This window comes from Phaeodactylibacter xiamenensis (genome assembly GCF_965229835.1).
Taxonomy (GTDB): Bacteria; Bacteroidota; Bacteroidia; order Chitinophagales; family Saprospiraceae; genus Phaeodactylibacter; species Phaeodactylibacter xiamenensis.
In genome coordinates this window covers 4,449,093-4,463,872 of sequence record NZ_OZ245931.1, presented here as the reverse complement: position 1 = coordinate 4,463,872, position 14,780 = coordinate 4,449,093, and the positions used below count along the sequence as shown (strand labels likewise).

Here is a 14,780-nt window from a genome sequence, read left to right as displayed (position 1 = left end):
GGAAGGTAAGCTACTGAACCTGTAGAGGCGACTGCGCTCCATAAATTTTTCATGCTGCTCGGGGCTTGGCATCAATCCCTTGGGGAAAACACATTCCGCACCTATGGCGCGGGTAGAGTCTTTAGTAGATTGGAGATTACCCACATATAGTCCCCAAAGGGACTCGGCAACCCTCTGTCAGCAAAGCCGATCGGGCAAGAATCTAACTACTGCATTGAGCCGAACGCTCTTTGCCTTTAAAGCTCAGGCAACACAAGCTATTTCCTTCCACGGATGGAGTAACCTATAGCTTCTCTGAATTCTTATTGCCAATACAATTTGCCCTTAGCCTTTATCCACGCCCAACAAAGCTCTAGGATTTCGGCATAATCCAGCGGATCAGCAATGGGATGAGCAGCAAATCGCTAATCAGGGCACTCAAAAGGGTCAGGCTGATCAGCAGCCCAATCGTTACACTCGGCGGGTGGATGGAGAACAGCATCACCAGGAAGCCAAAAAACAGGATAATAGAGGTCAGCACGATGGCCTTCCCCGTTTCCAAAAAGGTGATGCGCATAGCGGGCTCCAGTTCCAGCCCCTTGTTTTTAGCTAGTTTGTATTTACTGAGGAAGTGTATGGTATCATCTACAGCGATGCCAAAAATTACGGCAAAGACAATAGACACACCAGCTTCCAGCTCAATGCCCAGGAACCCCAGCAGCGCCCCCGCCAGTATCAGGGGGAAAATATTAGGCAACAAGGAGATGAGCAGCATCTTGATATTCTGAAAAAGTATGGCCATCAGCACGCTCACAATCAGAATGGCCATGCCAAGCCCATAGAGCAGATCGCGGCGCACATACTCGGCATTCTTATCGATAATCAGCCCGGTGCCGGTCCGCTGAAAGGCCACTACCGAAGTATCCGTATTCATGGTGATCCATCGGTCGATGTCCTCGCCTATGGCTTTGATGCTGTCTGCACCGATGTCCTGTACACGGGAGGTAATGCGGGCTTTGGTCTCATCTTTGCTCAGGAGCACATTCACATTCAGCTTGGGCACCCGGCGGGCCATCCGCTGATAGCGCTCAAAGTCCTCCTCCGTTTCGGGCATGGCGTAGGCCTCGGACGCGTTATTTTTCATCATCTGATTGATGCTCTTATAGACGGCGGTAATGGAAGCTACGGCTTGTACAGATGGGTACTGCTTCAGGTGGTTTTCCACTTTAGCAATTTCCCGCATCACTGCCCAGTCGGTAGCTTTGTAGCCCTCTTTGGCAAATACCGCGAATTCCATGGGACGGAAACCGGTCAGGTTTTTCTCAAAAAATTTGAAATCCTCGGTGATTTTCTCGCCAATCGGCATATTGTTAATGATACCGTAGTTGGTCGTAATGCGGGAGATGCCCCAGAAGGCAATGCCCAGGGTCACAACGGCAGCCAGTGCAATCCGGCTGGGATAGCGCAGGGTGAAGTGGTAAGCCCAGTCCATGGACTTTTCCCAAAAAGCCTGCCCTTTGCCCAGTTTGATAATCTGATCAGCGCGAAACCAGGAAAGCACCGCTGTGGTGAAGAAAATTACGGTCACGTAAGCCACCATTACTCCAATAGCAGCATTAATGCCAAATTCACGAATAGGCCCCACCTTGCTAGTGAGCAGGGAGGCAAATCCGATCGCCGTGGTGATGGAAGTCAGGAGTGTGGCCAGTCCGATTTCCTTGATGGCGGTTACGATGGCTTTGTCCTGCCGCTCGCCTTTCCGCAGTTCATCGATGTATTTGGACATGATGTGGATGACATCTGAAGTCCCCACGATAATCATCAACACAGGGTAGAGGGCAGCCATGGCATTCAGCTCCCGCCCGGTAGCGCCCAGCAGCCCCATAAACAGCAGCATGCCCAGCCCGATAGATACCAGCGCTACGAAGATGCCCCAGGGCTTGCGGAAGATGACAAACATGATCAGCGTGACCAAAATCCCCGAGATGATAGCAGATACGGTGATTTCCCGCTTTTGCATATCCACCAGCTCCTTTTGAAAATAGGGCCGGCCGAGGTAGTGGTATTCTTCGAAGTCGTAGGTATCGATCTGCTCGTCCAGGGCAGCCATGAGCTCGCGTGCCTGATCGAGTTGTATGCTGGGAATGGTTTTGAGGAATACCACTAGCGTTTTCCCATCCTCTGAAATCAGGTTGTGCACAAAGCGCTCGTCCGAAAGGATACGGGCACTATCAGCCGGGAGGCGCTCCGGCTGATCGATGTGAATGGCTGGTACGGTAGTAATAGCGAATGGCGTACGTACCGGGTAGGAGAACTTGGTCAGCGACTGGCTTTCTTCGATGTAAGGCAATTCGCGTGCAGATAGCGTGAAGTCGTGAAACCGCTCCAGGAAATCCTGTTCGAAGACGCCCTGCTCCCGGCGCACAGCGACGAGCAGAAAATTGTCATCCCCTTCGAAGTTTTCCACAAAGTCCCGGAAAAACTCCAGGTCTTCGTCCCCTTCCGGGAAGAACTGTTCGAAATCGAAGGAGAATTGCAATTGGGTAACGTAGTACCCGCTGATGGCTGCCAGTACCAGAAAGGTGGCGACAGAGATAATCCGCAGTTTGCTTTTCATGCGAGGTTGATGCTCAGTTGTTGACTTGTTCGACAGTATATACTGACGATTGAGTGGTTTGCCACAGCAAACCTACTCAATGTCAGCATTTACGCTGAGAAGTGGCTTGTTACGATGTCGCAAATCCAAGATCCCGACATTTATCGTCGGTGACCACTTCGCATTGCGTATAACCACGCCGGGCAAATTTAGTTGAGCACATCAGGCAGGTGAAGGAACACAACAGGCCGTATGCATCTTTGTGCACACGGCCTGCGGGTTCATTCCTGCTGAGATTTTGCGCTACACGAAACGCTGCATGTGGTAAGCTACCAGCGTATGCAAAGCAGCGAGTGCCAGTGCTTTGGCTTCTTGGGGCTTATACCCCTTGTCCATAAAGTAATCCTCAAGCCGCACCTGGCTTTGGAAGTACATCGCCTGGAAAGCCGTGCCCAGCTGCTCCGTAAGCGGGTCTTTTTTTGACCAGTTGCTGACACCTTTCATCAGGTTTTCGTGCCAGTTTTCCACTGATTCCCGCTCTTTATCATTAAGCGTTTTGGGGGCGGTGTAGAGTCGGGAGCGCTCCGTAGCCGCTTGCGCCAACCGCTTCTGGTCGAATGAGCTCCGGGCGCCCAAATCTGCAGCCAGCGTAACCATAATCCGGACCTCCGGCCAGCTTTCGAACTGCCCGCAGCCTTGTAGCTTTAATTCATCTCCGATTAATGCAGACAATGAAGTGTAGGCTTCTGCTGATTCTGCCGGGTGGCGGGCCGCCAGCCAGCAGGGAGCGGCTTCTTCAGTTCCCGGTGCGGCATGTACAAATAAGAGGTGCTGAATCAGCTGCCCGTTGTTCTCGTAAGCATAGGTAAAGCTGGGATCAAAAGCCACGCCTTCGAGTTTTTTGCCCTGGAAAGCCTCCCGGATAGCGGTATTCATACGCTTGTTGACTTCCTGGCCCGGCCCAAAATTCTGGAACAGCTGGTAAGCCTGATAAGCCTTAGCCAGCGGGTCGGCGCTGTAGTCATCCAGGCGGGCAGCAGCGGCAGCGCTGTACCCCATTTCATTGATTACCTCCTGTAGCTCACTGTCTGCGCCTTCCTGTCCGGGCAGCGGCGATTGTTCGGCGACAAGCTGATACTGCTGCAAGGTGCGGTTTTGAGCAAAGTATTTTTCATACCCTGCCTGGGTGCCCGGCCCGTAGTAGCCATCCAATGATCCGGTATAAGTTTTGGCGGCCTTGAGGATACGTTGCAGATCAAGAGCAGAGCCTCGCTTTACGCTGCCATCAATGGCTGGAAGCGCGGGGGCGGGTGCTGTTCCTGTTGTCGGGGCGACATCCCCTGCGTAGTAATCGTAGCTGGAAGGCAGGTCAGGCACAGGGGGAGGAGAGGTCGGTATGGTGGGCTGACGAGCCTGAAGCACTTCATTGGCATCGGCAGGTGCGGTATAGGGCTGAGTGGAGTTACTATTGTTTGGCAGGCGTTCCCCTTTTGTTTGGTCATAGCTCTGTGGTGGCGCAGCGGAGCCAGGGTTTTCGTTCATTGACAGAGGGATGAGCGGTTTTTTTGTACCGGTTTCGAATTCGGTAAGAGGAAGCAGGTATCCACTGGGCACATTTTTGACGAAGGCATCTTTGTAGCCTAATTCCTGAATACCAGGCAGCACCGCCTGAGCAGCCGCTTCGCTGGTGAAGGGGCCGGTGACGATTTTTATCAAATTGCCCTGCAGTATGCCATACAGCGGACCTGCTTTCATTAGGCTTTCCCACTCTATGGGACGGTTGATTTGGCGAGTCGCCATTTGCACAATTGCTGCCGGGGCATTGGGGTCAATGGTACGCTCTTGCACGAAAGCATTGGCATAGCCATTCTGGCGGACACTGGCGGCAAGCTGTTCGGCAGGCGGCCGGCTCTCAAACCCGCCAACATAAACTTCCATCAAGTTACTCCCCAAGTCTTGAGCGTGGACAAAGCCCAATTCGCGCAGCGCACTGAAGTCTTCTGGTTTTGCGTCAATAAATGTTCCGACCTGAACCGTGTAGAAAGATTCATTTTGAGCCTGTACCAATGAAGTAGCGAGGAACAAAACGGCTAAAGTGGTTTGCCAAAGTTTCATCATGGTTTTCTTATTTTTTGAAAAATGGCTGTACGCGTTCGTTGTTCTTTTTTTGCGTACACCGGTGCATATGCTGTGGGATTGTTGCTCAGTTCATGTCCAAAACGGAAATCAGACCTTGCAAATTTTGTATTGTTTTGATTGATTGACTCATCGCATCCAAATTTCAATATTTTTTCCCTCTTTTTCACTATTTTGTTTAAAACAAATTCAGCCCCTGATACGAACCATATCCATTAAGCCGGGGTTATTTCCTAAATGCCTACCAATATGAGCCAGGAAAAATCCATAGTAAAAGAGTACAGCAACGGGGAAATCACGATCGTATGGAAGCCTAAGCAATGCATGCATTCCAGGCTCTGCTTTAATGGTCTTCCGGAAGTATTTGACCCTAAAGCCAGGCCTTGGGTAAATGCGGAAGGGGCTGAAAGCGAGAGGATCGCCGAGCAAGTCAAGAAATGCCCATCGGGAGCATTGACTTTTTACTATAACGATGGAAACGACCAAGCTGCACAGGCTGACAAACAGGCACCTGCAGGGGCAACCGAGGCCGAAGTCATCCCTAACGGCCCGCTAATGGTCAAAGGGACGATCGCGCTCAAAGACGGGCAAGGCAACACTTCTGTGCAAGAAAAACTGACGGCCTTTTGCCGCTGCGGGGCTTCCTCCAATAAGCCATTCTGCGATGGTTCTCACAAAAAAATCGGGTTTGAGGGCTAATCCTGTTGTATTCCAAAATAGAAAAGGCTGACAGTACATCACGCACTGTCAGCCTTTTCTAATTCAAGTTCGGACCGATTAGGCCTTTCTCACAAAATTCATGATCAGGGATACGACTAACAGTACCAGGAAAATGTAGAAAATGACTTTGGCTATCGCTGCGGCTCCTGCGGCAATACCACCAAACCCGAACACAGCAGCAATCAATGCAATAATGAAAAAAATTAAGGCGTAACGTAACATAATCATTTGGTTTTTGAGGAGGCTTTCCCCCTTGTTTTAGAATCACCTTTTGAACGAGCTGTCTGCTGCGGTGTTCATTCTGCCAGTACGAACCGACCGAATAACTTGATAGTATTTTCATGTTTAAGCCCTCTTGGTCCTCATCTTTAATGCTTAGATATTTACGGATTAACCCATCAGCTTACTGGCACCAACTAAAGAACCTTTGATGTGTTTTTTATAAATTATCATACCCTGTATTGCTACTATGAAATATCGTTCTGTTGCTGCCATTCTGCCAAGTGAGCCCATAGAAATGGGGCAAACCATGATCAAACAGCCTCTGCCTACTGTACGGGTAGAGCGCATAGACCCCTTTCTCCTGCTTCACCACTTCGGCCCTTATGAGGTAACCCCTCCTTTCGATCCGTTGGACGTAGGGCCACATCCACACCGTGGATTTGAGCCGGTTACCTTTCTGTACCAGGGCGAGTTGAGGCACAAAGACAGCCGGGGCAACGAAGGCATACTCGGCAGTGGCGATGTACAATGGATGACCGCCGGGCGGGGCATCATTCACAGCGAACGGGCCAGCCGGGATTTCCTGGAGCAGGGCGGCGTACTGGAAGGCGTGCAGCTTTGGATCAATCTGCCCCGTAAGGACAAAATGGTACAGCCGGATTACCAAAATATCAAATCAGCGGACATCCCAACGGTTGAAGTGGATGGCGCAAAAGTCAGGATAAAAGTGGTGGCTGGCCATTTCAACGGAACCAAGGGCCCCGCTCAAACCCGCACTGAACTGATGGCGCTGCAGGTCTCCATTGCCAGGACTGGTTTTGTACAAATTCCTTTGCCTCCCGGCCACAATGCGTTCGTTTATATCGTCAACGGCAAAGTTCAGCTTAACGACAACTGGTCTTACGACAAAGAGCACCTGATACAGTTCCGGCTTGATGGAGAGGGCATTGCACTCCGGGCTGAAGCCGATAGCGAAGTCCTGCTTTTATCAGGGCTGCCTATCGGTGAGCCCGTCGCCCAGTGGGGCCCATACGTTATGAATACTCAGACTGAAATCATGGAAGCTATGCGGGACTATCAAATGGGCAAAATGGGTTTTTATACCGAGTATTGAAGATAGGTCTGCCCTACGTAGTACTTGTCTGAGCCCGGTGAGTAAAGTATGTAGACGTAATGCATGCGCGATGGGGTAAAACACGAAGGCCCCGAAGCTTTACGCTCCGGGGCCTGGCGCCTCAGATAGGACTTGAACCTATGACCTACGGATTAATCCCGGTAACACCGGGACCGCTCTAACCGGCTCCCCGATTGTTTCCGAATGAAACCAGGCATCCCTATTCTTCCCCGAAACGGGCCTCCAGGGCACAGCGCGCTGATTCCGATTCTATCAGCGCTTCAATATAAAAACGGTCTTTATAGCTTTTGATGTGCCGCTCCAGCCGCATGGCCAATCCCCGGGATGGCACTTCCAGGACTGCCCGGAGTTCCCATGGGCGGTGGCGCGAGGTGTAGGACTTTGTTGAAAGTTCGTTGTGGTACTGCAAGCGCTGGCTGACATCCGAGGTCTGCCCTACGTAGTATTTGTCTGAGCCCGGTGAGTAAAGTATGTAGACGTAATGCATGCGCGATGGGGTAAAACACAAAAGCCCCGAAGCTTTACGCTCCGGGGCCTGGCGCCTCAGATAGGACTTGAACCTATGACCTACGGATTAATCCCGGTAACACCGGGACCGCTCTAACCGGCTTCCCGATTGTTTCCGAATGAAACCAGGCATCCCTATTCTTCCCCGAAACGGGCCTCCAGGGCACAGCGCGCTGATTCCGATTCTATCAATTCCCGGATATAGCCCCGGTCTTTGTAGTTCTTAATATGACGCTCCAGCCGCATGGCCAACCCTCGTGATGGTACTTCCAGGACTGCCCTGAGCTCCCATGGGCGGTGGCGCGAGGTGTAGGACTTTGTTGAAAGTTCGTTGTGGTACTGCAAGCGCTGGCTGACATCCGAGGTCTGCCCTACGTAGTACTTGTCTGAGCCCGGTGAGTAAAGTATGTAGACGTAATGCATGCGCGATGGGGTAAAACACGAAGGCCCCGAAGCTTTACGCTCCGGGGCCTGGCGCCTCAGATAGGACTTGAACCTATGACCTACGGATTAATCCCGGTAACACCGGGACCGCTCTAACCGGCTTCCCGATTGTTTCCGAATGAAACCAGGCATCCCTATTCTTCCCCGAAACGGGCCTCCAGGGCACAGCGCGCTGATTCCGATTCTATCAATTCCTGGATATAGCCCCGGTCTTTATAGTTCTTAATATGACGCTCCAGCCGCATGGCCAACCCTCGTGATGGTACTTCCAGGACTGCCCTGAGCTCCCATGGGCGGTGGCGCGAGGTGTAGGACTTTGTTGAAAGTTCGTTGTGGTACTGCAAGCGCTGGCTGACATCCGAGGTCTGCCCTACGTAGTACTTGTCTGAGCCCGGTGAGTAAAGTATGTAGACGTAATGCATGCGCGATGGGGTAAAACACGAAGGCCCCGAAGCTTTACGCTCCGGGGCCTGGCGCCTCAGATAGGACTTGAACCTATGACCTACGGATTAACAGTCCGCCGCTCTAACCAGCTGAGCTACTGAGGCAACTTTATTTCAAAGCTCTTTTGCTGGCGGTTACAGGACTTGAACCTATGACCTGCGGATTAATCCCGGTTTACCGGGACCGCTCTAACCAGCTGAGCTACTGAGGCAACTTTATTTCAAAGCTCTTTTGCTGGTGGTTACAGGACTTGAACCTATGACCTACGGATTAATCCCGGTTCACCGGGACCGCTATAACCAGCTTCCCGATAGCTATCGGGAATGAGACAATTTAATCTAACTACCTCAAAATCCATTAGTTTTTGAAGCAACTGCCTATACTTAAATCCTCTTTCTTTCAAAAGGCGAGTGCAAAGTTATACCATCTAAAATAAATGTGCAATCTTTGTAACAGAAAAATTTTAAAAATAATTCAGATGAGCCTATTAGCCGTTGGAACTGTAGCTTTTGACGACATCGAAACCCCTTTTGGGCGAGCCGAAAAGGTGGTGGGCGGTGCTGCAACCTACATTACACTCGCTGCTTCTTACTTTACAGACCACCTCAAAATCGTATCTGTTATCGGGGATGACTTCCCGCAGCAGGAACTGGACTTTATGGCATCAAGGGGCATTGACCTTGATGGACTGCAGGTAAAAGAGGGGGAGAAATCTTTCTTTTGGGCTGGTAAGTACCACGACAACCTGAACGACCGTGATACCCTCGATACCCAACTCAACGTGCTGGCAGATTTTAAGCCGGTCCTCCCGGACAACTATAAGGACGCAGAATATCTGATGTTGGGCAACCTGACACCATCTGTACAGTCAGAGGTGATCGACCAATTGAATAACCGGCCGAAGTTTATCGCGCTGGATACCATGAATTTCTGGATGGACACAGCGATGGAAAGCCTGTTGCAGGTTCTCAAGAAAATTGATGGCCTGATCATTAACGACGAGGAAGCCCGGCAACTATCGGGAGAACACTCCCTGGTGAAAGCAGCGGAAGTGATCCACGGCATGGGGCCTAAGCACCTCGTGATTAAGAAAGGAGAGCATGGTGCTCTGCTCTTTGAAGGCGGAAAGGTCTTCTTTGCACCGGCGCTGCCACTGGCGGAAGTTTTCGACCCCACCGGTGCCGGAGATACCTTCGCGGGCGGCTTTATGGGCTATATTGCCCGTACCGGCGACCTCTCCTTCGAAAATATGAAGCGTGCCGTGATCTACGGTTCTGCTATGGCTTCATTCTGCGTAGAGAAGTTTGGTATCGAGCGGATGAAAGAGCTCAACAACAAAGCCATCAATAAGCGCATCGCCCGGTTTGTTGACCTGGTCAACTTTGATGCCGATATCGAACTCTAATCAGCGTAGTTCTGAGCCTGTAATACAAAGCCCCTGCAAGCAACAAATGCCTGCAGGGGCTTCCTTTTTTAGGAAAACACGGAGGTTTACCCTTCCATTTCCTCCAGAATCTGCTCCGTGTGGGCTTTGGTCTTCACTTTTTTGAAAACCTTCTCAATTTTACCTTCCTCGTCAATAATGAAGGTAGTGCGGTGTACCCCATCGTAGGTCTTGCCCATGAACTGCTTTTCGCCCCAAACTTCGTAGGCGTTCAGTACTTCCTTCTCCGTATCCGCCAGCAGCGGGAAAGGCAGGTCGTGCTTTTTAATGAAGTTTTGGTGCTTTTTGGCACTGTCCGGGCTCACACCAAGTAACTCGTAGCCTTTAGCTTTGAGATCCTCAAAGTTGTCGCGCAGGTTGCAGGCTTCTGCCGTACAGCCGGGCGTATTGTCTTTGGGGTAGAAAAACAGGATGAGCTTCTTTCCCTTGTAGTCGGATAAGGAAATGGTATTTTCATTCTGGTCAATACCCGTGAAATCCGGTGCCTTATCACCTTCCTTCAAAGTTGTCATTTTTGATGCATTTTGGTTTGCAATGCCATTACAACAAAGGCAGCAGATGGAGGTTCAAAAGACCGCTTAAAGCCGGTGGTACAGTTGCCGCAGGCTCTCCACACTATGCCCGGGCGCAAAAACATCGATGTACGGCATCGCCGCCTGCATGCCCTGTGTTTTGGCCTCATATTGGGCACTGCCCGCCAGGGGATTGAGCCAAATGACTTTTGCGGCTTTGTGCTGAATGCGGCGCATGCTGTTTTCCAACTGCGCTATATCGCCCGTATCCCAGCCATCACTCATGATGATGACCACAGTCTGCCGGTTGAGCAGGCGGTTGCCATACTGCCGAAAAAACTGATGAAGGCTGGCGCCGATCTTTGTCCCTCCAGACCAGCCACTGACCTGAAGGGCCACCTCCTCCAGTGCCGATTTAAAATCACGCTGCCGCAAGGCAGGCGTCACCCGGTACAATTGGGTGCTGAATGCAAAAGCCTCTATGCGCCGGTAGTTAGACTGAAAGGCATACACGAATTGCAGGAGAAAACGGCTGTACAAATCCATCGATTTGCTCACATCGCACAACAGCACGATTTGCTTTTTTTGACGGGCCGGTTTGAAGTGGGCGAGTTCCAGGAGCTCCCCTCCACGCCTCATATTTTGGCGAAGGGTGCGGCGCAGGTCCAGCTGCAGCGGTTTGTTGGTGGCTTTGCGCCGCCGGCTTTCCCTTAGGGCGAGGGTGCGGGCAATGCGGTGGATCATCGCCGCCATTTCACTCAACTCTTCCTCGGCAAGGAGGGAAAAATCTTTGCGGCTCAGCACTTCCTGCGTGCTGTACGTTGCCATCTCCGCCTCTTCTCTGGAAGTGTTGCCCTGCAGCCAGCTTTTGATCGACTGCAACCCTGGCGTGCCGGTCTTGCGGGTGCTTTGATTGCGCTTCTCTTTTGCATGTTTTAGCTTAGAATCTACAGCCTTGTCCAGCTCCCGCCAGTACTGCGTGTACAATTCATCAAAGACCCGAAGCTGAGCGTAGGTGCGCGCAAGGGTGGCCCGAAGGCAAAGTTGCAATTGCTCCGGCGCATCGAAAGCACCCAGCTTGCTTAATGCCCGTAGTGCATCCGCTTCCTCCCTTGGCCCAATGGTAAAACCCTTTTGCCGGAGAAAACGGCAGAAAGCCACAATATTCGCTGAAAGGGAAGTCTGTCGCTGAATTAACGGTGTGCTCATTGCAGTGCGGTTTCCAGTTCCACCATAAAATCCTGAGCGTCCCGGAAACCCTTAAAGCGGCTGATGGTCTGTTGCCGTTCATCCAGGATGACGTAGGAAGGGTAGCTAATGTCGCCTTTCATGAGCGCATAGGCCAGGCTGTGCAGCGATTTTCGGCCGGTACTCACCAGCTCAAACTCTTTTCCATTGATGTTGATTGGGGGAGCTTTCTCTGCATTGAACTTAACCGGGTAGAAATTGTCCTGTAGGTACCCGGCTACTTTGGGATCGGCAAATGTTTTCTGGTCCATCACCTTGCACCAGCGGCACCAATCGGTGTATAGGTCAATGAATATGGGCTTCGGCCGGTGGCGTTGTTGTTTTAAAGCATCCTCTAAATCGAGCCAGGTGACTTCAGCCGGTACGACGCTTTCAGGCTGGCTAGTTTCTTCCTTTGGTGCCTCTTGAACGCAACCGGGTAACAAAAACAGGGCAAAAAAGGCGTAGATACTGTACTTCATCTTATCGGGCAGGTTGGTGGGTCGAAGGCAGTGTTTTTTCTTTGGGCTGACTACTCATCGGGCAGCCGCAGTTATAGGCTTTACAACCTGATAGAAGGGAAAGCCCAAGAAATAGCAGCCCGGCTTTGAAGGTGTTGCGCATAGATTTACGATATTGTTGTTGTGGAAAATTAATCAAAATCTTTCGTAACGCCATGCAAGACCACCCCCGTGTTCTTATCGCCTGCCTGGATTGGGGGCTGGGGCATGCCGCCCGGAGCCTGCCGGTAGCGGATGCCTTGCTTGAGCTTGGGGCAACGCCTATCCTGGCATCAGCCGGAAATGCGGAAGCTTTTCTGCGGGCAGAACGACCGGAACTTAAGTATCTGCCGCTGCCGGCTTACAATATTCACTACCGGAGCAAAAGTATGGTGGCCAACATGGCCTCGCAGGGGCCCAAACTCGCCTACACCGCCTGGCGTGAGCATCAACTATTACAGCGCTACATTAAAACGCACCACATTGATGCGGTCATTTCGGATAACCGCTTTGGCTGCTTCTCCGGTAAGGTGCCGGGGGTGTTCCTCACTCACCAACTTCACCCGATCGTACCGATGCCTCTGCTGCAACCTCTGGCTAATGGGCTCAACCGGGCGTTCCTTTCCCGCTTTCAAGAATGCTGGGTGCCTGATTTGACGGGTGACCACGGGCTGAGCGGTGCACTGAGCCATCCGCCCCTTTCTGGTATTCCAACCCACTACATAGGTTGGCTTTCCCGGTTTAACGGGCAACTTCCAGCAATTTCTCAAGAGGTACATATTGACACCCTCGCTGTCCTTTCCGGCCCCGAACCACAGCGCACCTACCTTGAGCAGGCTTTACTGGCACAGTACCCTCATCTACCGGGCCGGCATACGCTTGTACGGGGCATACCAGAGGAGGCGCCTCCCCGGCAGGAAGGAAGGGTTGCTATCATCAATTACCTGAAAGGAAAAGCCCTTTGGGAAGCCATTCAACATGCAGCGGTAGTGATTGGAAGGCCCGGTTACAGCAGCCTTATGGACTGGGGCCTGGCACGCAAAAAGGTGCTTTGCATACCTACGCCCGGGCAAACCGAGCAGGAGTACCTGGCACAGCGCCTGTACAAAAAAGGCAGGATTGCCATGCAACAACAAAGCACCCTGCAGTTGGTCAGAGGCATAGAGGATGCCAAAGCATCGTCAGGCCTGCAGGCAGCAGACTCCGGAAAATTACTCCAACAAAATTTAAAACGCTTTTTGGCTACCCTTCCTGCTGCTTCAGCAGATTGAGCAGGTACTCGCCGTACCCACTCTTGAGGTATTTGTGCCCCAGGCGCTCTAGCTGTTCGGCATCAATAAAGCCGCGCTCATAGGCGACTTCTTCAATACAACCGATCTTCAGCCCCTGCCGGTCTTCAATAACCTCAATGAACTGTCCGGCCTGCATAAGCGACTTGTGGGTACCGGTATCCAGCCAGGCAACGCCCCGGCCCAATACCCCCACCTGAAGCGCTCCTTTGCTTAGGTAATGCTTGTTGACATCAGTGATTTCGTACTCGCCCCGGGCGCTCGGTTCCAGGTTTTTGGCGATGTCAACTACCTGATTGTCGTAGAAATAAAGCCCCGGAACGGCATAGTTGGATTTAGGCTTTGCTGGCTTTTCCTCAATGGAAATGGCAATACCATTCTCATCAAACTCGACTACGCCATAGCGCTCAGGGTCAGCTACCCAATAGGCGAAAACCACCCCGCCTGTAGGGTCATTGCTCTTGCGGAGCAGTTCTTCCAGCCCGGCACCGTAGAAAATATTATCCCCCAGGATCAGCGCTGCCGGGTCGCCATCAATGAAGGATTCGCCCAGGACGAAAGCCTGTGCCAGCCCGTTGGGCTCGTGCTGCGGGACGTAGGAGAAATTACACCCCAATTCACTACCATCACCAAGTAGCTTTTGGAAATTAGGCAAATCCTGGGGCGTGGAAATGATGAGGATATCTTTGATGCCCGCCGACATCAGGGTCGATAGCGGGTAGTAAATCATTGGTTTGTCATAAACCGGCATCAGCTGCTTACTGACAGCCATGGTGAGCGGGTACAACCTCGTGCCGAGGCCGCCAGCCAGAATGATTCCTTTCATGGGTATATTTTCATTTGTTTAATGTTCAAGTGCTTGAAAGATACAACGAATTCTCAGAACGAGCTCTACCGGCTTGAAAGGTTTGGTGACAAAATCGGTGGCGCCCGCCATTTTGGCTTTCAGGATGCCTTCGCCTTCTTCCATCGGGGCAATCATAACGATGGGGATATCCCACTCCAGATCCTGCCGTATGAAATCGACCAGTTCCAGTCCATTTTTTACCGGTACATCGATATCTGTGATCAGCATATCCGGCTTTTCCTTTTTTAGTAAGGTTTCGGCTTCAGCACCATCTGCAGCGAGGAAGAGTTCATACCCTTGTTTTTGCAATCGGAATTTGAGCGCGGTAAGCAGGATTTCCTCGTCTTCACAAATGAGGATTTTTTTGACGTCTTTCATAGGAGCATTTTGGGTAGGTATGAACCAAAGATAGTAAAACAAAAATTAACCTTTCCCGAGCTCCTCCTGTACTTCTGACCGTACCGCCTGGCAAAACGCCTCTACCTGGCTCAGCTGTTTGGGTAGCTCGGCACGGTTAATGGCCTCTTTTACGTTCTGATAAACGGAATGATGGGTTTGAATCAGCGCTTCATAACCCGTAAATGGCAGGGTAGACTTGAAATAATGAGCCTGACGCTCCAGCTTTTGCCAGTCTTCCGCCTCCAGCGTCTGCTGCATGAGGCGCGGGTATTCCGAAAGGTCTTTTTCCAGCATTTCGAGCAGGCGCAGCCGGTCGGTTTGATCTCCGCCGGACATGAGCTCCAGGTAGTCCAGGTTTAGAAATTGGTAGGCCATTTTG

The 14,780-nt window shown here is 51.6% G+C and carries 16 protein-coding genes and 1 tRNA gene; 4 read left to right on the top strand and 13 right to left on the bottom strand.

Translation table 11 applies throughout. From position 1 onward, the window contains the following. Positions 1–352 precede the first annotated feature (352 nt). Together ACO08I_RS17035 and ACO08I_RS17030 are read right to left on the bottom strand one after the other, a co-directional pair. A complete protein-coding gene (locus ACO08I_RS17035; protein ID WP_282782601.1) occupies positions 353–2,596 on the bottom strand; it encodes an efflux RND transporter permease subunit in 2,244 nt (747 codons plus the stop codon). Positions 2,597–2,878: 282 nt separating this feature from the next. Next, positions 2,879–4,693, bottom strand: coding sequence for a hypothetical protein (locus tag ACO08I_RS17030; RefSeq protein WP_421946560.1), 1,815 nt, complete (start codon positions 4,691–4,693; stop codon positions 2,879–2,881). A gap of 267 nt (positions 4,694–4,960) precedes the next feature. Between ACO08I_RS17030 and ACO08I_RS17025 the strand changes: the two genes are divergently transcribed. Continuing rightward, complete coding sequence (locus ACO08I_RS17025; protein ID WP_282782597.1) at positions 4,961–5,410, top strand: (4Fe-4S)-binding protein; 450 nt, start codon at positions 4,961–4,963, stop codon at positions 5,408–5,410. 78 nt (positions 5,411–5,488) lie between these two features. Here ACO08I_RS17025 and ACO08I_RS17020 read toward each other — a convergent pair whose 3' ends face one another. Next, a complete protein-coding gene (locus ACO08I_RS17020) occupies positions 5,489–5,653 on the bottom strand; it encodes a DUF1328 domain-containing protein (protein WP_044148900.1) in 165 nt (54 codons plus the stop codon). Positions 5,654–5,900: 247 nt separating this feature from the next. On the opposite strand from ACO08I_RS17020, the gene ACO08I_RS17015 reads away from it, so the two are divergent. Then, positions 5,901–6,767, top strand: a complete 867-nt coding sequence (locus ACO08I_RS17015; RefSeq protein ID WP_282784740.1) for a pirin family protein — start codon at positions 5,901–5,903, stop codon at positions 6,765–6,767. A 220-nt stretch (positions 6,768–6,987) separates the two neighbouring features. On the opposite strand, the gene ACO08I_RS17010 is transcribed toward ACO08I_RS17015, so the two are convergent. The 4 genes from ACO08I_RS17010 to ACO08I_RS16995 form a co-directional block, all read right to left on the bottom strand. Beyond that, positions 6,988–7,275, bottom strand: a complete 288-nt coding sequence (locus ACO08I_RS17010) for a GIY-YIG nuclease family protein (protein WP_421946559.1) — start codon at positions 7,273–7,275, stop codon at positions 6,988–6,990. A 155-nt stretch (positions 7,276–7,430) separates the two neighbouring features. After that, positions 7,431–7,718 carry a GIY-YIG nuclease family protein gene (locus tag ACO08I_RS17005; RefSeq protein ID WP_421946558.1) on the bottom strand — a complete coding sequence of 96 codons (288 nt, stop codon included), beginning with the start codon at positions 7,716–7,718 and terminating at the stop codon, positions 7,431–7,433. A gap of 155 nt (positions 7,719–7,873) precedes the next feature. Continuing rightward, positions 7,874–8,161, bottom strand: a complete 288-nt coding sequence (locus tag ACO08I_RS17000) for a GIY-YIG nuclease family protein (protein ID WP_421946557.1) — start codon at positions 8,159–8,161, stop codon at positions 7,874–7,876. Between the two features lie 49 nt (positions 8,162–8,210). Continuing rightward, a tRNA-Asn gene (locus tag ACO08I_RS16995) sits at positions 8,211–8,287 on the bottom strand. Between the two features lie 374 nt (positions 8,288–8,661). On the opposite strand from ACO08I_RS16995, the gene ACO08I_RS16990 reads away from it, so the two are divergent. Then, complete coding sequence (locus ACO08I_RS16990) at positions 8,662–9,588, top strand: PfkB family carbohydrate kinase (protein WP_044148892.1); 927 nt, start codon at positions 8,662–8,664, stop codon at positions 9,586–9,588. Between the two features lie 86 nt (positions 9,589–9,674). Here ACO08I_RS16990 and bcp read toward each other — a convergent pair whose 3' ends face one another. The 3 genes from bcp to ACO08I_RS16975 all read right to left on the bottom strand — a co-directional run bounded on the left by bcp (position 9,675) and on the right by ACO08I_RS16975 (position 11,848). Then, positions 9,675–10,139 carry a thioredoxin-dependent thiol peroxidase gene (gene bcp / locus ACO08I_RS16985; protein ID WP_282776085.1) on the bottom strand — a complete coding sequence of 155 codons (465 nt, stop codon included), beginning with the start codon at positions 10,137–10,139 and terminating at the stop codon, positions 9,675–9,677. Between the two features lie 66 nt (positions 10,140–10,205). Beyond that, positions 10,206–11,348: a vWA domain-containing protein gene (locus ACO08I_RS16980; RefSeq protein WP_421946556.1), complete on the bottom strand. Its 1,143-nt coding sequence runs from the start codon at positions 11,346–11,348 to the stop codon at positions 10,206–10,208. Beyond that, positions 11,345–11,848 (bottom strand): thioredoxin family protein, encoded by a 504-nt coding sequence (locus tag ACO08I_RS16975; RefSeq protein ID WP_421946555.1) that lies wholly within the window; start codon positions 11,846–11,848, stop codon positions 11,345–11,347. Before ACO08I_RS16975 ends, ACO08I_RS16980 begins: the two co-directional genes overlap by 4 nt. Positions 11,849–12,042: 194 nt before the next feature. On the opposite strand from ACO08I_RS16975, the gene ACO08I_RS16970 reads away from it, so the two are divergent. Continuing rightward, positions 12,043–13,137, top strand: a complete 1,095-nt coding sequence (locus tag ACO08I_RS16970; protein ID WP_421946554.1) for a glycosyltransferase — start codon at positions 12,043–12,045, stop codon at positions 13,135–13,137. Here the strand turns inward: ACO08I_RS16970 and rfbA are convergent. From rfbA to ACO08I_RS16955, 3 genes are read right to left on the bottom strand one after another with little or no spacing between them, the layout of a single operon-like run. Beyond that, positions 13,109–13,981, bottom strand: coding sequence for a glucose-1-phosphate thymidylyltransferase RfbA (gene rfbA / locus ACO08I_RS16965; protein ID WP_282776091.1), 873 nt, complete (start codon positions 13,979–13,981; stop codon positions 13,109–13,111). The genes ACO08I_RS16970 and rfbA overlap by 29 nt on opposite strands. A gap of 18 nt (positions 13,982–13,999) precedes the next feature. Continuing rightward, positions 14,000–14,380 carry a response regulator gene (locus ACO08I_RS16960; RefSeq protein ID WP_282776093.1) on the bottom strand — a complete coding sequence of 127 codons (381 nt, stop codon included), beginning with the start codon at positions 14,378–14,380 and terminating at the stop codon, positions 14,000–14,002. 45 nt (positions 14,381–14,425) lie between these two features. Next, complete coding sequence (locus tag ACO08I_RS16955; protein ID WP_282776095.1) at positions 14,426–14,776, bottom strand: Hpt domain-containing protein; 351 nt, start codon at positions 14,774–14,776, stop codon at positions 14,426–14,428. Between the last annotated feature and the right edge of the window lie 4 nt (positions 14,777–14,780).